This is a genomic window from [Enterobacter] lignolyticus SCF1, from assembly GCF_000164865.1.
Lineage (GTDB): Bacteria > Pseudomonadota > Gammaproteobacteria > Enterobacterales > Enterobacteriaceae > Enterobacter_B > Enterobacter_B lignolyticus.
In genome coordinates this window covers 2,876,950-2,893,263 of sequence record NC_014618.1, presented here as the reverse complement: position 1 = coordinate 2,893,263, position 16,314 = coordinate 2,876,950, and the positions used below count along the sequence as shown (strand labels likewise).

Below are 16,314 nucleotides of genomic sequence, written 5' to 3'. Positions count from 1 at the left end.
GATCGGATCGATTTAAGCACACAAAGGGGGAAGTGCTTACTTATTATGAAACATAAACCACAGATGATGAAACTGCGTTGGTTAGGCGCAGCCGTAATGTTGTCCCTGTGTACTTCATCTGCATGGGCATTCAATATTGATGATGTAGCGAAGCAGGCTCAATCTCTTGCCGGAAAGGGCTATGAAGCGCCGAAAAGCAACCTGCCTTCCGTTTTCCGTGACATGAAATACGCGGACTACCAGCAAATCCAGTTCAATCACGATAAAGCCTACTGGAACAACACTAAGACCCCATTTAAGCTCGAATTTTACCATCAGGGCATGTATTTCGACTCGCCGGTGACCATTAATGAGGTAACCGCAACGTCCGTTCACAAAATCAAGTACAGCCCGGATTACTTCAACTTCGGCGATGTTCAGCACGATAAAGATACGGTGAAGGATCTGGGCTTCGCGGGTTTCAAAGTGCTCTATCCGATCAACAGCAAAGACAAAAACGATGAAATCGTCAGCATGCTCGGAGCCAGCTACTTCCGCGTAATTGGCCAGGGCCAGACTTACGGTCTGTCCGCGCGCGGTCTTGCCATCGATACGGCGCTGCCTTCCGGGGAAGAATTCCCGCGTTTCCGCGAGTTTTGGGTTGAGCGTCCAAAACCGACCGATAAGCGCCTGACTATCTATGCGTTGCTGGATTCGCCGCGCGCGACCGGCGCCTACCGCTTTGTCATTATGCCGGGCCGCGACACGGTCGTTGACGTGCAGTCGAAAGTTTATCTTCGCGATAAAGTCGGCAAACTGGGCGTTGCGCCGCTGACCAGCATGTTCCTCTTCGGGCCTAACCAGCCTTCCCCGACCGTCAACTACCGTCCTGAGCTCCATGACTCTAACGGTTTGTCTATCCTCGCGGGCAACGGCGAGTGGATCTGGCGTCCGCTGAACAACCCGAAACATCTGGCGGTGAGCAGCTATGCGATGGAAAACCCGCAGGGGTTTGGCCTGCTGCAGCGCGGCCGTCAGTTCTCCCGCTTTGAAGATCTGGACGACCGCTACGACCAGCGTCCAAGCGCGTGGGTCACGCCAAAAGGCGACTGGGGCAAAGGCAAAGTCGAACTGGTGGAAATTCCGACCAACGATGAGACCAACGACAACATCGTCGCTTACTGGACGCCGGATCAGCTGCCGGATGCCGGTAAAGAGATGAACTTCAAGTACACCATCACCTTCAGCCGCGACGAAGATAAGCTGCATGCGCCGGACAACGCGTATGTCATGCAGACTCGCCGCTCTACCGGCGATGTTAAACAGTCCAACCTGATTCGTCAGCCTGACGGCACGATTGCCTTTATCGTTGATTTCACCGGCGCGGACATGAAGAAAATGCCGCAGGATACTCCGGTAACGGCGCAGGCGAGCATCGGCGACAATGGTGAAATCGTTGCCAACAGCGTGCGCTATAACCCGATAACCAAAGGCTGGCGCATGACGCTGCGCGTAAAAGTGAAAGATCCGAAGAAGACGACTGAGATGCGGGCCGCGCTGGTCAACGCTGACCAGACGCTGAGTGAAACCTGGAGCTATCAGCTACCTGCCAATGAATAAGACAACTGAGTATATCGACGCAATGCCGCTCTCCGCTGCGGAGAAGGCGGCATTGCCGACAACGGACTTTTGCGCTCTGCATCAGGCGCTGGATACCGACCATCAGCCGTTCGCGCGCGAAGATGATTCGCCGCTCGGTTCGGTAAAAGCGCGTCTTGAGCAGGCGTGGCCGGATTCTCTGGCGGACGGACAGCTGGTTCGCGATGACGAAGGGCGCACCCAGCTTGAGGCGATGCCGAAGGCGAAGCGCTCCTCGATGTTTCCGGACCCCTGGCGCACCAACCCTATCGGACGCTTCTGGGACCGCATGCTGGGCCGTGACGTTACGCCGCGCTACCTGGCGCGTCTGACACAGGAAGAGCGCGAGCATGAGCAGAAGTGGCGTACCGTCGGCACCATTCGTCGCTACATTCTGCTGCTGCTGACGCTGGCGCAAACCGTTGTCGCCACCTGGTATATGAAGACCATTCTTCCGTATCAGGGCTGGGCGCTTATCAACCCAATGGACATGAAAGGGCAGGCGCTGTGGGTGTCGTTCATGCAGCTGCTGCCGTACGTGCTGCAGACCGGGATATTAATCCTGTTTGCCGTGCTTTTCTGCTGGGTTTCCGCCGGGTTCTGGACCGCGCTGATGGGCTTCCTGCAGTTGCTGATTGGCCGGGACAAATACAGTATTTCGGCCTCGACGGTGGGTGATGAACCGCTCAACCCTGAGCACCGTACCGCGCTTATCATGCCTATCTGTAACGAAGACGTGGATCGCGTTTTCGCCGGTCTGCGCGCGACGTGGGAGTCGGTGAAGGCGACCGGGCAGCAGCAGCACTTTGACGTGTATATCCTGAGCGACAGCTACAACCCCGATATTTGCGTCCAGGAGCAAAAGGCCTGGATGGACCTTATCGCGGAAGTGCAGGGCGAAGGGCAGATTTTTTATCGCCGCCGCCGCCGCCGCGTTAAGCGTAAGAGCGGCAACATTGATGACTTCTGCCGCCGCTGGGGCAGCCAGTACAGCTATATGGTGGTGCTGGACGCAGACTCCGTTATGAGCGGCGAGTGCCTGACCGGACTCGTTCGCCTGATGGAGGCTAACCCGAACGCCGGTATCATCCAGTCATCGCCGAAAGCGTCCGGTATGGATACGCTGTACGCGCGCTGCCAGCAGTTCGCAACCCGCGTATACGGCCCGCTGTTTACCGCCGGTCTGCATTTCTGGCAGCTTGGGGAATCGCACTACTGGGGCCATAACGCCATCATCCGCGTGAAGCCGTTTATCGAGCACTGCGCGCTGGCGCCGCTGCCGGGCGAAGGTAACTTTGCCGGGTCTATTCTGTCGCATGACTTCGTCGAAGCCGCGCTGATGCGCCGTGCCGGATGGGGCGTCTGGATCGCCTATGACTTGCCGGGATCGTACGAAGAGCTGCCGCCAAACCTGCTGGATGAGCTCAAGCGTGACCGCCGCTGGTGCCAGGGCAACCTGATGAACTTCCGTCTGTTCCTGGTCAAAGGGATGCACCCGGTTCACCGCGCGGTGTTCCTGACGGGGGTGATGTCATACCTGTCCGCGCCGCTGTGGTTTATGTTCCTCGCGCTGTCGACGGCGCTACAGGTGGTGCATGCGCTGACCGAGCCGCAGTACTTCCTGCAGCCGCGCCAGCTGTTCCCGGTGTGGCCGCAGTGGCGACCGGAGCTGGCGATTGCGCTGTTTGCGTCAACCATGGTGCTGCTGTTCCTGCCGAAGCTGCTCAGCATTATTCTGGTCTGGTGCAAGGGGTCAAAAGAGTACGGCGGCTTCTGCCGCGTAACGGTATCGCTGCTGCTGGAGGTGCTGTTCTCCGTGCTGCTGGCGCCGGTGCGTATGCTGTTCCACACCGTGTTCGTGGTGAGCGCGTTCCTTGGCTGGGAAGTGGTCTGGAACTCGCCGCAGCGCGATGACGACTCAACCCCCTGGGGCGAAGCGTTTATGCGTCACGGCTCACAGCTGCTGTTAGGTCTGGTGTGGGCGGTCGGCATGGCGTGGCTGGACCTGCGCTTCCTGTTCTGGCTGGCACCTATCGTGTTCTCGCTGATTCTGTCGCCGTTTGTGTCGGTTATCTCCAGCCGCGCGACGATCGGTCTGCGCACCAAGCGCTGGAAACTGTTCCTGATCCCGGAAGAGTATTCGCCGCCGCAGGTGCTGAAGGATACCGATGCGTATCTGGAAATGAACCGTAACCGTACGCTGGAAAACGGCTTTATGCACGCCGTGTTTAACCCATCGTTCAACGCGCTGGCGACCGCCATGGCAACGGCACGCCACCGTGAGAGCAAGGTGCTGGAAATCGCCCGCGATCGCCATGTGGAGCAGGCGCTGAACGAGACGCCGGATAAGCTTAACCGCGACCGCCGTCTGGTGCTGTTGAGCGACCCGGTGACGATGGCGCGAATGCACTATCGCGTCTGGGCGGCACCGGAGAAATACTCCTCCTGGGTAAGCCACTACTCGACAATTGCGCCGCTGGCGTTGAAAGTTAAGTAAGCCGTACAGCAAAATAAAATACCGGTCATTGGCCGGTATTTTTTTCACCGTCTGATAATCGCGTTGAGGTGTAGTGTGAAATTACTTGCGGTGAGCCTGATGGTGCTGCTGCTCAGCGGATGCGGCAGCGTCATTAGCCGGACCATCCCGGGGCAGGGGCATGGCAATCAGTATTACCCCGGCGTGCAGTGGGATGTCCGGGATTCCGCCTGGCGTTATCTCACCATTCTCGATCTGCCGTTCTCGCTGGTCTTCGATACCCTGCTGCTGCCGCTCGATGCGCATCACGGGCCGTACGAATAGCGAATTTAGCGCTCATCCCACTCATCCGCCGCGGTCTGGCCTTCTTCGCTGTCCAGCGGCGGCTCAAGCTGAAACTCGCCTTCGTCCCATTCATGCAGCGTATTTTCTTCAAGCCACTCCTGGCTTAGCTCGATCTCGTCGAAATCACCGTCAAAGACGCTCTGAGCGGCTTCACCGCTGAGGACGGGAAGGCATTCCCCCTCTTCGCCCTCTTCGGCAAAAAATTCGGCCTGCCACATAATATCGCCGTCCTGGAGAATGTACTTCTGAATGTTTAGCTGATTAACCGCGGGGGAATCACCTTCCGGCTCCGGGGCGTCGGCAAGAAACTCTTCACGTGCTGCATCGATGGCTTCATCAAGGGTGGCGTACATAGTCATCTCTTTCTCCCAGCAAGTGGACGTGATATTCAGGAAAAGAATAGCTGAAGATTCCGCGCTGTAAGGGCGAAGGAATAAAAATCATCATCTTGAATGAGAAACCGCCGGATAAGGCTTAGCGCACCAGCGAGGTGTCGTCCTTTTCAACGTCCTGGGCGGGCAGCGCCGTTGCGCCGGTCCGGCGCAGGCTAAGGCCGGTATAGACGGCATTGAACAGCACGACCATGGCGGTGACCAGGAACACGGCGCGAAAACCGTAGTTAGCGGAAACCGAGGCGCCGATGAGCGGACCCGTGACGTTGCCGATATCGCGAAACGACTGGTTATAGCTGAAGACGCGGCCGGCTATCTGGTTCGTGGCGTTATACACCAGCAGCGTCTGTACGGCGGGGAGCAGGGCGCCGTCGGCGGCGCCAAGCAGAAAACGCAGCAGGCCAAGCTGCCAGGGCGTCTGGACAAAGGACATCGGGATGAGCAGCAGTACAGAGATGACAAGCGCCGCAATCAGGATCTTTTCCGGCCCGATACGGTCGCCAAGCTTACCCAGACGCGGGGCGCTGATCAGCGCGGCGACGCCGGGTACGGAGGCAATCATGCCGCTGATAAAGGCAATATTTGCCACGTTCCCCGCCAGATCGCGCACGTACAGCGTCAAAATGGGCGCGATAGAACCAGTAGCAACCTGAATGATCAGGGTGGTAACAAACAGGCTCAGCACCAGCTTTGGACTTTTCAGCGAGGCGATAACCTCTCTGGCGTGAAGCATCTCTTTTTTCGCTACCGGCTGGAACTGCTCGCGGATAAACAGCAGCGTCAGCAGGAAGCAGAGGAAAAGTACGCTGGCGGTCATAAAGAATACCGGGCGCAGGCCGTAGCTATCGGCCAGCACGCCGCCGACGAGCGGACCGAGCAGCGCGCCGCTGACCCCGCCGGTGGAGAGCGTACCCAGCGCCCAGCCGCTTTTATGACGCGGGATCTGGGTCGCGATAAGGGCGTTGGCGTTGGGAATAAAACCGCCGAGCAGCCCCAGCAATGCCCGCAGAATGAGAAACTGCCAGATGTTTTGCGCCAGGCCCATCAGCAGCATGACGATGGCCATTCCCAGCGCAGAGCGCAGCAACATAATCTTACGGCCTTTGCGATCCGCCAGCCCGCCCCAGAAAGGCGACGCGATGGCGGAAAACAAAAATGTGATGCTGAACACCAGCCCCGACCACATATTGAGCGCGCTGTGGCCCGTTACCCCCAGGCTTTCAACGTACAGGGGCAGGAAGGGCATCACCAGGCTGAATGCGGCGCCGGTTAAAAAACAGCCGATCCAGGTTATCGTGAGATTACGTTTCCAGTTTATGGGCGCATCTGAGGAGTACATAGGGTTCCGGGCAGTGATTCGGCATAAAAGAAACAGGTATTAGCCTGCTAATTATGCGCCTGCGAAATGGTTACTGCAATGACGTATGGCCCGAAATATCAAATAATGAACCTGAGTTTCAAAAAAAAGCCCCTCGTTAAAGGGGCTATCGCGTCAGTAGCGGGAGGGAACGCCGTCCGGGCACGTTTTGAAGCGGCGATGCAGCCACATATATTGCTCCGGCGCCATCAGAATGCATTTTTCGACAATCTTATTCATCCACGCGGCGGTGGCTTCCGCGCTCTCAAGCGGCGGGTTATCTTCCGGCGGCAGCACGATAAGATCGTACCCCTGGCCATCGGGCTTGCGGCGCGGCACGAAAGGCACAACATGCGCTTTCGACATCTTTTCCAGCATCCAGGTCCCGGAGGTCGTGGCGGCCTGCTCGACGGCGAAGAAGGGGACAAAGACGCTGTTGCGCGGGCCGTAGTCGTGGTCCGGGGCATACCAGATAATTTCGCCGCTTTTTAGCGCGCGAATCATTCCTTTCAGGTCTTTACGGTCGAGCATGGTTTTGTTGGAGCGCAAACGCCCCCAGGTCTGCAGCCAGTCCAGCAGCGGATTATCGTTTGGGCGATAGACGCCAATGCCGGGGGTAGACATGCCAAAGATGCGCGCGCCCAGCTCCAGCGTGAGAAAATGCACGCCGATAAGCAGGATCCCCTGCTGTTGCTCCAGCAGCGCTTTTACCGGCGCAATCCCCTGCGTTTGCGACCAGCGGGCGACCCGGCGGTTTGACCAGAACCACGCCATGCCGGTCTCCATCAGCCCCATGCCGACGGATTCAAAGTTTTTCACCACCATCTCATGACGCTGCGCTGCGCTCATCTGCGGAAAGCACAGCTCAAGGTTGCGATACGCGATTTCTGCGCGCCGCTTCATCAGCAGCAATGACAGACGCCCAAGCCCGGTACCGAGGCGGTAGATAACCGAATAGGGGAGTTGAACAATAAGCCATAATGCGCCGATCCCAATCCACGTCAGCCAGTGACGCGGATGCAGCAGGGCGGCAGAAAATTTTGGTAAATGGGTCATCTCATTCCTGTCAATTCAATCAATTGCTTTTATTGTCGCATTTTTTTTTCGTCAGCCCAAATTCACCCACGAAAAGTGACTGAATTCGCAGCAAATGTTGATTTTACCTGTTTTAGATGGGTGAAATGTAGCGCAAAAAGTGTGGATGTAAATGTGCAACACTTGCTATATCATGCCGCCCGTTTATCCCACTCAGTAAAGATTGCAGGAATCAGACACCATGCCAGTGTTGCATAACCGAATCTCGAATGAGCAATTGAAGGCGCAGCTGCTGGCGGAAACCGAGCCGCGCACGACTATCTCATTCTATAAATATTTCACCATCGTCGATCCGAAGGCCACCCGCGACGCGCTGTACCAGGGGTTTTCCCGGCTGGCGGTATTTGGCCGCGTTTATCTTGCCCATGAGGGCATCAACGCGCAAATCAGCGTACCGCAAAGCCGCGTCGGGGCGTTTCGCGAGTTTCTCTACAGCTTTGATCCCGCGCTGAACAATCTGCGCCTCAATATTGCGCTGGACGACGACGGTAAATCGTTCTGGGTGCTGCGCATGAAGGTTCGCGATCGCATTGTGGCGGACGGCATTGACGACCCGACCTTTGACGCCAGCAACGTTGGCGAGTATCTCAAGGCCGCGGAAGTAAACGCCATGCTGGACGATCCTGACGCAGTGTTTATCGATATGCGTAACCACTACGAGTACGAGGTGGGGCATTTTGAAAATGCGCTGGAGATCCCGGCGGATACGTTTCGCGATCAGCTGCCGAAAGCCGTCGAAATGATGGAAGCGCACAAAGACAAAAAGATTGTCATGTACTGCACCGGCGGTATTCGCTGTGAAAAAGCCAGCGCCTGGATGAAGCATAAGGGCTTTAATAAGGTCTGGCATATTGAGGGCGGTATTATCGAATATGCCCGCCGGGCCCGTGAACAGGGGCTGCCGGTGCGCTTTATCGGTAAAAACTTTGTGTTTGATGAGCGGATGGGCGAGCGGATTTCCGAAGACGTGATTGCCCACTGCCATCAGTGCGGTACGCCGTGCGATACCCATACCAACTGCAAAAACGACGGCTGCCACCTGCTGTTCATTCAGTGCCCGGCCTGCGCCGAGAAGTATCAGGGCTGCTGCAGCGAACCGTGCCAGGAAGAGAGCGCGCTACCGGAAGAGGAGCAGCGCCGTCGTCGCGCCGGGCGTGAAAACGGCAACAAGATTTTTAATAAGTCTCGCGGGCGTCTGAATATCCGCCCTGGCATCCCCGATCCGGAGTAAGCGCCTGAAGCGGTTCAGAGGAAGAAGATGTAGATAAGATCGATTAACGCCAGCAGGAGCCACAGTGCCAGATACAGCATGAAGTGTTCCCGAATATTGTTGATCAAATAGAAAAAGATACGTCTCATCGCGTTCTCGCTAATGTGAAACCCGGCCCCCTGTAATGGCGCCGGGTTTTTTTATCGCCTTTACCCCTGAAATCGCGCCAGGCGGAACGGAGACAGATCAAAGTCAGACGCGTTGCCAAGCGCAAAATCGACGGCGATTTCGCCCAGCACCGGCGCAAACTTAAAACCGTGGCCGCTCAGCCCGGTGATGACCAGCGTCTGTGGGTGCGCGGGCAGGGTGTCGATAATAAAGTCCTCGTCCGGCGAGTTATCATAGGTACAGGACGCGCCGTGCAGGCAGCCGCCAATGCCCGGCAGCACGTAGCGCAGAAAGCTGAACGCTTCGGAGCCATCCGTTGCTACCGCGCCGAACGGTTTGCGCTCCTGAGGGGAACTGATGAGTTGCCCACCGTTATGCTTGCCTATTTTGAGCTCGTTATCGTCGGCCGGGAAACCATAATAATGGTCGCCGTTGGGCATTTCGCCGGTAAAGGCCGGGAAACGGTTCTTGCGGCTGTAGCGGCCGTCGGCCTGAAACCAGGCAAAAACTTTACGTACCGGCTGTACCGGCAGGTCGGGCAGCAGTTTTGTCACCCAGGTGCCCGCGCTGACCACAAGCTTTGCGCCGCGATAATCGCCATCCGCCGTTTCGAGCGTGACGCCGTCTGCGTCGTGATGAATGGCGGTGACCGGACAGTTAAAGAGCTGGGCGCAGCCCGCATCTTTCGCCAGACGTATCCAGGTTTTAATCGCCAGTTCGCTTTTTAAGACCCCGGAGGCGGGTTCGAACAGCCCCTGATAGTCGTCCGGTACGCGGATCTCCGGCCAGCGGGACATGATGGTCTGCGCGTCCAGCGCTTCAACCTCCAGGCCAAACTGCGCGGCGCTGCGGGCTACGTTGGCGAGGAAGGCGGAAGAGGCGGGGCCGAAATTAATAACGCCGCTGCGTTCGAATATCTCTTCGCCGCTCAGGGCCGCCAGCTCATCCCACAGCGCCTGCGCGCGCAGCACCAGCGGCACATATTTTTCGCCTTCACCGTAGGCGTGACGCATCAGGCGGGTATCACCGTGATGGCTGCCGTCGCTGTGTGGCGGCATATGCGCATCGGTCATCAGCACCGACAGTCCGGCGCGCGCGGCATAGTAACCGGCAGCGGCCCCGACCGAGCCGCTGCCGAGGATAATCAGGTCGTATTTCATGGGATCTCTCTGCGCTTCTTCTTTGATATGCAGAGTAATTAATCCATCCGGGCGTGACAAGGAGCAAATAATAAAGGCACCCATGGGGTGCCTGTCGGTAGGTTGAATATTAAGCATTATTCTTAATGCCTGCGATACTCTTCTTCCTGGTAGTCGCCAGATTCAATTTTGGCGATGCCCGCTTCTAAAATAGAAATAAACTGGCGGGCGACGTCAGTCGTTAACCATAACGTCTGACCTATCTCGGCTTCGTTGTTGCTTGTCTGAGTGGGGTTCTGGTAGTGCAAACGCAGCATCAGCGCATCATAACTATCAACGGTGCTGATGTCCCATCCTACGAGGGGGTGGGTCTGGATGACTTCATTATTCTTTTCCATCATAACCCCTTATATACGTGTTAAAAGACAACGGTTCTCGAGGTTTAATGCATGTTTTAGTTAAGCACGTTAATTATATCAACACTTAAGAACATATTCGAATTTTTAAATGCCTTGCAACCTCTTTTTCAGAGAATATTGTTCTTTTGGACAATAAATCAGCAAACCGTTTGTCATTTTTAAACTATGTCATTGATGGATGAAGAAACGGTCAAAAATAGAGCAGGGGAAATGAAAAAAGCCGGGGCGACCCGGCAAAAAGTAACGCAATGAGGGAGCAAAATTTAATCAGTGATAAACCAGTCGTCAGCGCTTTCCCAGGTCTCCTGGAGGATCTCGCTGATGCGGTCTTTATCTTCTTTGGCCCCGCCGATGACCGACAGGTTGTTGGCGGACGCATAGCGTACCGTGACCTGGCCGTCCTGTTCCGGGAAGTGGTTGTTAATGCGGCGGGAAAGTTCGTTCGCCAGCGCATCAATGGCGCCAGCGGGTAACGCGGTAGTTTTGGCAATAGTGACTTCGATACGCATAGTTTGCCCCCTGTGAATTATACTGGATATTTATACAGTTAAATTTATCAGCTGGCAACAGGGGGCAGCGGTTTTTTTAGCGTTTTACGCGCCAGCGTACGGTTTCACCGGCCAGGAACGGAATCAGCGTATCGTCGCTCAGCGCGATGCTCTCCGCCACCTGACTCTCTTTACGCTCAAGCTCGACCCAGCTGTCGTTAACCGGCAGGTCGTAAAAACGCGGGCCGTTGAGCGAGCAAAACGCTTCGAAGTGCTCCAGGGCGTTCATCTCCTCAAACACGGTCGCGTAGCTGCCGAGCGCGGTAGGGGCGTTGAAACAGCCGGCGCAGCCGCAGCTGGCCTCTTTACGGTGACGGGCGTGCGGGGCGGAATCCGTGCCGAGGAATACGCGGTCAAAACCGCTGGCGACCAGCTCGCGCAGCGCCTGCTGGTGCACGTTGCGTTTCAGAATCGGCAGGCAGTACAGGTGCGGGCGTACGCCGCCGACCAGCATATGGTTGCGGTTAAACATCAGGTGCTGAGGGGTGATCGTCGCGGCGAGACGTTCGTTTCCTTCGCGGACGTAATCGGCGGCATCTTTGGTGGTGATGTGCTCAAACACCACTTTCAGCGCCGGGAGGCGTTTGCGCATCGGCGCCATGACGCTGTCGATAAAACGCGCTTCGCGGTCGAAAATATCGATCTCCGCGTGGGTGACCTCACCGTGCACCAGCAGCGGCATGCCCAGTTTTTCCATGCGCTCAAGCACCGGCATAATGGCGTCAATACTGGTTACGCCGTGGCTGGAGTTGGTGGTGGCATTGGCCGGATAAAGCTTCGCTGCGGTAAAGACGCCTTCGCGAAAACCGCGCTCCAGTTCATCCGGGTTCAGCGTATCGGTCAGGTAGCAGGTCATCAGCGGCGTGAAGTCGTGGCCCTGCGGCACGGCGTCGAGAATACGCTGACGATAGGCGATGGCGGCGTCAACCGTTGTGACAGGCGGCACCAGATTCGGCATCACGATCGCCCGGCCATACAGCTCGCTGGTATAGGGCACGACGGTTTTCAGCATATCGCCATCGCGCAGATGGATATGCCAGTCGTCGGGGCGGCGGATTTTCAGTACCTGGGGTTGTGCTGTCATGGGAAGGCTCCGGCTGGTTGAGAAAGGCTGTTTTTTGCCGGGCACTAAGGATAAGCGGAAACGTTTTCCTTTGCATCCTTTTCCGTAAAAAAACGGGCGCTTTTGCGCCCGTCAGGTTAATCGGTCAGGGGGATAACGATTTCCCCGGGCTTCACTTCGATGCCCTTGGCGAACTTCTTCGCCAGCGCTTCGCCTTTGCTGGCGTCTTCGCGCAGGATATAGGCCGGCTGCTGGTTGAAGTAGTTACGCAGCGACTGGTTCAGATAGGGCAGCAGGGTTTGCACCACCGACTGCATTTTCTCCGGCTGCACTTTTGCGTCAACCACCTCCATTTCCTGCAGGAATATCGCGCCTTTTTCTTTATTGAACACCGGCAGCGCTTTGAGCTTCAGGTCGATAGTGGCTTTCTGGCTGCCGAACAGCGAGTTCATGTCCAGATTCGCCTGGCCCGTCAGCGTGACCTTGTTCGGTTCCTCGCGGCCAATGGCGCTGGAGAGGTTGGTCAGAACGATGTGCGCATCAGCAACGCCCGGCAGGCCAATATCTTTTGCGAAGTTATTGTGCTTTTGCAGCGCCTGATTGATCTCCTGTTCGCTGATGGAGTACTGGGTAAGCTGATTGCAACCAGCCAGCAGGCCGCTCACCATCAGCGCGGCAGCAAATAAAATCTTCTTCATGGGGTTCCTTAACATGATGCCAGGACCTCATCCTGACACAAAGCAGCATGCCCTGTCAGCACATTGCGTGCCAGCAGAATAGGCTGAATTTGCCGGAGCCGGCGACAGATGCCGTCGGTTCCGGCGCTAGCCGCTGCAACCTCAGAGACGGGGTTCCAGCATCCGGGAGGCGGCGCGCTTCTGGCTAAACTGCCACCACAGCGCCAGGACGGTAAGAAAGCCGATAATCGCCAGCATCGCCCACGGCAGCTCCGGCTGGTCCATCGCTTTACCGGCGTCAAACAGCCAGCCGCCGCCGGCGTAGCCGAGCGCGCCGCCGAAGGCCAGGCCAAGGCGGCTAAAGCCCATATAGCTGCCGCGCGCGCGGGCGTCGGCCAGTTGGGCGCTGAGCGTTTCGCGGGCGGGCTCGGCGATAATGGAACCAATATAGAAGGTGCAGATAAGCGTAAACAGCTGCGACAGATTGCTGGTGAGGCCAATCGGCATCATTGAGACGGTCATCACCAGCAAACCGGCCATCAGGCGGTGCTCAAGGCGGAAGCGTTTTTCGCTCCAGCGGGCGATAGGGTAAAGCAGGGTGAGCGACAGCGCGGCCTCAATGGCGTACATCCATTTCACCGCCGCAGGAGAGCCCGCGATGTCGTTAACCATGATCGGCAGCATCAGCATCACCTGTACCGCCAGCATGTAGTAGCCGGTCAGCGTCAGCACATAGGTGACGAAGCGCTTATCGCCCAGCACCCGCGACAGACCTTCGCGCACCGGAATTCTCACCGTAGAGAGCTTCCAGGCGGGCAGATACCAGGCGTTAAACGCGGCGCACAGGATAAACAGCACCGCGCCGGCGCTGCACACCAGACGAAAATCGTACTGCAGCAGCCAGCTGCCGAGCAGGGCGCCGATTACCGCGCCGGCGCTGTCCTGCATCATCAGGATGGAAAAGAAGCGGCCGCGCTGGTGGGGACGGACCAGTTTGACCACCAGCGCCGCTCGCGGCGGGTCAAACAGCGTGCCGCCAAGCCCGGAGAGAAAACAGGAGAGCCAGAGCACCCAGGGCTCATGGGCAACGGCCATCGCGGCAAACCCTCCCGCGCGCATCAGCATGCCGGTGACGATCATCGGTTTGGCGCCAAACCGGTCGGCGATCGCGCCGCCAAAAATCCCCAGACCCTGCTGAACAAGCTGCCGCAGGCCGAGCGCGATACCCACCATTAATGCCGCCCAGCCCATCTGATCGACAAATCGGATTGAGATAAGCGGAAACACAACGAAAAAGCCGAGCACGACCAGCATGTTATCGACGAGAAGAAAATATTTACCCAGGCTTCTGGCCTGCGATATGCGGGACATTTCCCCTCCCGGGAAATAAAGCGGTGTGAAGTCACATTCTACTGCCTGAATAGTGATTTTCCTGACCGGCGTGCGACAATATTTTTTTATCAAAATACAACTTTGATAGAGTGTATTTATCGAAAAACAGAACTGGCGCAGAAAAAACGTATGTTGCTGTTTTCACAGAGCGGTAACGGACAGGTATAGTAGAGATAACCGCGGTCATCGTAGGCTATAGGAGTGGGGAAGATGTTTGGCTATCGCAGTAACGTGCCGAAAGTACGCTTGACGACAGACCGTCTGGTGGTGCGCCTGGTCCATGACCGGGACGCGTGGCGCCTTGCGGATTACTACGCCGAAAATAAAGCATTTTTAAAGCCGTGGGAGCCGGTGCGCGACGACAGCCACTGCTATCCGTCTGGCTGGCAGGCAAGGCTTTCGATGATCAATGAATTCCATAAGCAGGGTTCGGCGTTCTACTTCGCGCTGCTCGACCCGGATGAAAAAGAAATCATCGGCGTCGCCAATTTCTCAAATGTCGTCAGAGGCTCTTTTCATGCCTGCTACCTGGGCTACTCGCTGGGGGAAAAATGGCAGGGGCAGGGGCTGATGTTCGAAGCGCTGACGTCGGCCATCCGCTATATGCAGCGTTCACAGCATATTCACCGAATTATGGCAAACTACATGCCACACAATAAACGCAGCGGCGACCTGCTCGCCCGACTGGGGTTTGAAAAAGAAGGTTATGCCAAAGATTACCTGCTTATTGATGGACAATGGCGGGATCATGTATTGACGGCGCTGACCACCCGCGAGTGGACGGCAGGCCGCTAAGGAGACTCCATGAAATATCAGCTCACCGCGCATGAAGCGCGCATCATCGGTTGCCTGCTGGAAAAGCAGGTGACGACCCCGGAACAGTATCCGCTCTCCGTGAACGCCTGCGTCACCGCCTGCAACCAAAAAACCAATCGTGAACCGGTGATGTCATTAAGCGAAAGCGAGGTTCAGGATGTGCTGGACGAGCTGGTTAAGCGTCACTATCTGCGCACCGTAAGCGGCTTTGGCAATCGGGTGACCAAATACGAACAGCGTTTTTGCAACTCCGAGTTCGGCAACCTGAAATTCTCGTCGGCGGAGGTCGCGCTGGTGACGACGCTGCTGCTGCGCGGCGCGCAGACGCCGGGCGAGCTTCGCAGCCGCGCCCAGCGCATGCATGAATTTGCCGATATGGCCGAGGTGGAAAATACCCTGGAGCGCCTTGCCGGCCGTGAAGACGGGCCGTTTGTTGTCCGTCTGGCGCGCGAGCCCGGCAAGCGCGAGAGCCGCTATATGCACCTGTTCAGCGGCGATGATATGGACGCTATTGCGGCCTCGGCTGAAGCGCAGACCGCTGCGCCAGACGCTCTGACCGCCCGCGTCGAGGCGCTCGAAGACGAGGTTGCCGAGCTTAAGCTGCGTCTGGACGCTTTACTCGCGCATCTGGGAGACTGACCATGGCCGCGAAACTGAAGGTTGGCGTGGTCGGGCTTGGCGGGATTGCGCAGAAGGCCTGGCTGCCGGTGCTGGGTGCCGCGAGCGACTGGACGCTGCAGGCGGCATGGTCCCCGGGAACGGAAAAGGCGCAGCGGGTGTGCGAGACCTGGCGCATACCGCTGGCCAGCTCGCTAACGCACCTGGCGGGACAGTGCGACGCGGTTTTCGTGCACAGCGCGACGGCCTCCCATTTTTCGGTGGTGAGCGAGCTGCTGAACGCGGGGGTTCACGTCTGCGTGGACAAACCGCTGGCGGAAAAGCTCAGCGACGCCGTCCGCCTTCTCGAGCTGGCGGAAAAGAAAAAGCTGACCCTGATGGTCGGGTTTAACCGCCGTTTTGCGCCGCTATACCGCGAGCTTAAAGCGAACCTTGCGGCGTGCGCGTCGCTGCGGATGGATAAACACCGCACCAACAGCGTTGGGCCGCAGGATCTGCACTTTACGCTGCTCGACGACTATCTGCACGTGGTCGATACCGCGCTGTGGCTGGCGGGGGAGCAGGGGAAACTCAGCGGCGGTACGCTGCAAACCACGGATCTTGGCGAAATGCTGTACGCCGAGCATCACTTCAGCCTGCCGCAGCTGCAGGTGACGACCAGTATGCACCGTCGCGCCGGAAGCCAGCGGGAATGGGTTCAGGCGGTCACCGACGGCGGGCTTATCGATATCACTGATATGCGCGACTGGCGGGAAGAACGCGGCGCTGGCGTCGTCAACCGCCCGGCGCCCGGATGGCAAAGCACGCTTGAGCAGCGTGGTTTTGCCGGCTGCGCGCGGCACTTCATTGAATGCGTGCAAAATCAGACAGTTCCACAAACCAGCGGCGAACAGGCCATCATGGCGCAGCGGATTGTGGAGCGGCTCTGGCAAGAGGCGATGAGCGAGTAAGAGCCTGTAACATCTGACAGTAGTAATTGCCG

Annotated in this window: 17 protein-coding genes; 7 read left to right on the top strand and 10 right to left on the bottom strand. The window is 57.4% G+C overall.

Features of this window, described 5'->3' with window-relative positions; all coding sequences use genetic code 11:
- Positions 1–45 precede the first annotated feature (45 nt).
- The 3 genes from mdoG (at position 46) to ENTCL_RS13605 (ending at position 4,417) form a co-directional block, all read left to right on the top strand.
- Entirely contained in the window at positions 46–1,599 is a 1,554-nt protein-coding gene (mdoG, locus tag ENTCL_RS13615) for a glucans biosynthesis protein MdoG (protein ID WP_013366721.1), read from the top strand.
- The gene (mdoH, locus tag ENTCL_RS13610; RefSeq protein WP_013366720.1) at positions 1,592–4,114 is read left to right on the top strand and encodes a glucans biosynthesis glucosyltransferase MdoH; all 2,523 of its coding nucleotides are present in this window, start codon (positions 1,592–1,594) and stop codon (positions 4,112–4,114) included. The genes mdoG and mdoH overlap by 8 nt, the downstream gene beginning before the upstream one ends.
- A 75-nt stretch (positions 4,115–4,189) precedes the next feature.
- The gene (locus ENTCL_RS13605; RefSeq protein ID WP_013366719.1) at positions 4,190–4,417 is read left to right on the top strand and encodes a YceK/YidQ family lipoprotein; all 228 of its coding nucleotides are present in this window, start codon (positions 4,190–4,192) and stop codon (positions 4,415–4,417) included.
- Positions 4,418–4,422: 5 nt separating this feature from the next.
- On the opposite strand, the gene ENTCL_RS13600 is transcribed toward ENTCL_RS13605, so the two are convergent.
- From ENTCL_RS13600 to ENTCL_RS13590, 3 genes are all read right to left on the bottom strand, one after another.
- Positions 4,423–4,797, bottom strand: a complete 375-nt coding sequence (locus ENTCL_RS13600; protein WP_013366718.1) for a MysB family protein — start codon at positions 4,795–4,797, stop codon at positions 4,423–4,425.
- Between the two features lie 115 nt (positions 4,798–4,912).
- Positions 4,913–6,169, bottom strand: coding sequence for a multidrug efflux MFS transporter MdtG (mdtG, locus tag ENTCL_RS13595; protein ID WP_013366717.1), 1,257 nt, complete (start codon positions 6,167–6,169; stop codon positions 4,913–4,915).
- A gap of 153 nt (positions 6,170–6,322) precedes the next feature.
- Positions 6,323–7,243, bottom strand: coding sequence for a Kdo(2)-lipid IV(A) acyltransferase (locus tag ENTCL_RS13590; RefSeq protein ID WP_013366716.1), 921 nt, complete (start codon positions 7,241–7,243; stop codon positions 6,323–6,325).
- Between the two features lie 220 nt (positions 7,244–7,463).
- On the opposite strand from ENTCL_RS13590, the gene trhO reads away from it, so the two are divergent.
- The gene (gene trhO / locus ENTCL_RS13585; protein WP_013366715.1) at positions 7,464–8,513 is read left to right on the top strand and encodes an oxygen-dependent tRNA uridine(34) hydroxylase TrhO; all 1,050 of its coding nucleotides are present in this window, start codon (positions 7,464–7,466) and stop codon (positions 8,511–8,513) included.
- A gap of 14 nt (positions 8,514–8,527) precedes the next feature.
- Here trhO and ENTCL_RS23035 read toward each other — a convergent pair whose 3' ends face one another.
- From ENTCL_RS23035 to mdtH, 7 genes are all read right to left on the bottom strand, one after another.
- Entirely contained in the window at positions 8,528–8,641 is a 114-nt protein-coding gene (locus ENTCL_RS23035; protein ID WP_013366714.1) for a DUF2770 family protein, read from the bottom strand.
- 60 nt (positions 8,642–8,701) lie between these two features.
- On the bottom strand, positions 8,702–9,820 hold the full coding sequence (gene solA, locus ENTCL_RS13580; protein WP_044611973.1) for an N-methyl-L-tryptophan oxidase: 1,119 nt from the start codon (positions 9,818–9,820) through the stop codon (positions 8,702–8,704).
- A gap of 122 nt (positions 9,821–9,942) precedes the next feature.
- Positions 9,943–10,197, bottom strand: coding sequence for a biofilm formation regulator BssS (gene bssS, locus ENTCL_RS13575; protein WP_013366712.1), 255 nt, complete (start codon positions 10,195–10,197; stop codon positions 9,943–9,945).
- A gap of 284 nt (positions 10,198–10,481) precedes the next feature.
- The gene (dinI, locus tag ENTCL_RS13570; protein WP_013366711.1) at positions 10,482–10,727 is read right to left on the bottom strand and encodes a DNA damage-inducible protein I; all 246 of its coding nucleotides are present in this window, start codon (positions 10,725–10,727) and stop codon (positions 10,482–10,484) included.
- Positions 10,728–10,803: 76 nt separating this feature from the next.
- A complete protein-coding gene (gene pyrC / locus ENTCL_RS13565; protein WP_013366710.1) occupies positions 10,804–11,850 on the bottom strand; it encodes a dihydroorotase in 1,047 nt (348 codons plus the stop codon).
- Between the two features lie 116 nt (positions 11,851–11,966).
- A complete protein-coding gene (locus ENTCL_RS13560; RefSeq protein WP_013366709.1) occupies positions 11,967–12,527 on the bottom strand; it encodes a lipoprotein in 561 nt (186 codons plus the stop codon).
- Between the two features lie 141 nt (positions 12,528–12,668).
- Positions 12,669–13,877, bottom strand: a complete 1,209-nt coding sequence (mdtH, locus tag ENTCL_RS13555; RefSeq protein ID WP_013366708.1) for a multidrug efflux MFS transporter MdtH — start codon at positions 13,875–13,877, stop codon at positions 12,669–12,671.
- Between the two features lie 231 nt (positions 13,878–14,108).
- Between mdtH and rimJ the strand changes: the two genes are divergently transcribed.
- Genes rimJ through ENTCL_RS13540 form a run of 3 tightly spaced genes read left to right on the top strand, consistent with a single transcriptional unit; the run spans position 14,109 to position 16,282 of the window.
- Positions 14,109–14,693, top strand: coding sequence for a ribosomal protein S5-alanine N-acetyltransferase (gene rimJ / locus ENTCL_RS13550; protein WP_013366707.1), 585 nt, complete (start codon positions 14,109–14,111; stop codon positions 14,691–14,693).
- A gap of 9 nt (positions 14,694–14,702) precedes the next feature.
- Positions 14,703–15,353 carry a YceH family protein gene (locus tag ENTCL_RS13545; protein WP_013366706.1) on the top strand — a complete coding sequence of 217 codons (651 nt, stop codon included), beginning with the start codon at positions 14,703–14,705 and terminating at the stop codon, positions 15,351–15,353.
- A 2-nt stretch (positions 15,354–15,355) separates the two neighbouring features.
- Positions 15,356–16,282 (top strand): Gfo/Idh/MocA family protein, encoded by a 927-nt coding sequence (locus ENTCL_RS13540; protein ID WP_013366705.1) that lies wholly within the window; start codon positions 15,356–15,358, stop codon positions 16,280–16,282.
- Positions 16,283–16,314 lie beyond the last annotated feature (32 nt).

What these genes read in the sequence shown, in the direction of transcription:
- mdoG (WP_013366721.1), top strand. Translation starts at nt 46, where the DNA reads ATGAAACATAAACCACAGATGATGAAACTGCGTTGGTTAGGCGCAGCC.
- mdoH (WP_013366720.1), top strand. Translation starts at nt 1,592, where the DNA reads ATGAATAAGACAACTGAGTATATCGACGCAATGCCGCTCTCCGCTGCG.
- ENTCL_RS13600 (WP_013366718.1), bottom strand. Translation starts at nt 4,797, where the DNA reads ATGACTATGTACGCCACCCTTGATGAAGCCATCGATGCAGCACGTGAA.
- mdtG (WP_013366717.1), bottom strand. Translation starts at nt 6,169, where the DNA reads ATGTACTCCTCAGATGCGCCCATAAACTGGAAACGTAATCTCACGATA.
- ENTCL_RS13590 (WP_013366716.1), bottom strand. Translation starts at nt 7,243, where the DNA reads ATGACCCATTTACCAAAATTTTCTGCCGCCCTGCTGCATCCGCGTCAC.
- trhO (WP_013366715.1), top strand. Translation starts at nt 7,464, where the DNA reads ATGCCAGTGTTGCATAACCGAATCTCGAATGAGCAATTGAAGGCGCAG.
- ENTCL_RS23035 (WP_013366714.1), bottom strand. Translation starts at nt 8,641, where the DNA reads ATGAGACGTATCTTTTTCTATTTGATCAACAATATTCGGGAACACTTC.
- solA (WP_044611973.1), bottom strand. Translation starts at nt 9,820, where the DNA reads ATGAAATACGACCTGATTATCCTCGGCAGCGGCTCGGTCGGGGCCGCT.
- bssS (WP_013366712.1), bottom strand. Translation starts at nt 10,197, where the DNA reads ATGGAAAAGAATAATGAAGTCATCCAGACCCACCCCCTCGTAGGATGG.
- dinI (WP_013366711.1), bottom strand. Translation starts at nt 10,727, where the DNA reads ATGCGTATCGAAGTCACTATTGCCAAAACTACCGCGTTACCCGCTGGC.
- pyrC (WP_013366710.1), bottom strand. Translation starts at nt 11,850, where the DNA reads ATGACAGCACAACCCCAGGTACTGAAAATCCGCCGCCCCGACGACTGG.
- ENTCL_RS13560 (WP_013366709.1), bottom strand. Translation starts at nt 12,527, where the DNA reads ATGAAGAAGATTTTATTTGCTGCCGCGCTGATGGTGAGCGGCCTGCTG.
- mdtH (WP_013366708.1), bottom strand. Translation starts at nt 13,877, where the DNA reads ATGTCCCGCATATCGCAGGCCAGAAGCCTGGGTAAATATTTTCTTCTC.
- rimJ (WP_013366707.1), top strand. Translation starts at nt 14,109, where the DNA reads ATGTTTGGCTATCGCAGTAACGTGCCGAAAGTACGCTTGACGACAGAC.
- ENTCL_RS13545 (WP_013366706.1), top strand. Translation starts at nt 14,703, where the DNA reads ATGAAATATCAGCTCACCGCGCATGAAGCGCGCATCATCGGTTGCCTG.
- ENTCL_RS13540 (WP_013366705.1), top strand. Translation starts at nt 15,356, where the DNA reads ATGGCCGCGAAACTGAAGGTTGGCGTGGTCGGGCTTGGCGGGATTGCG.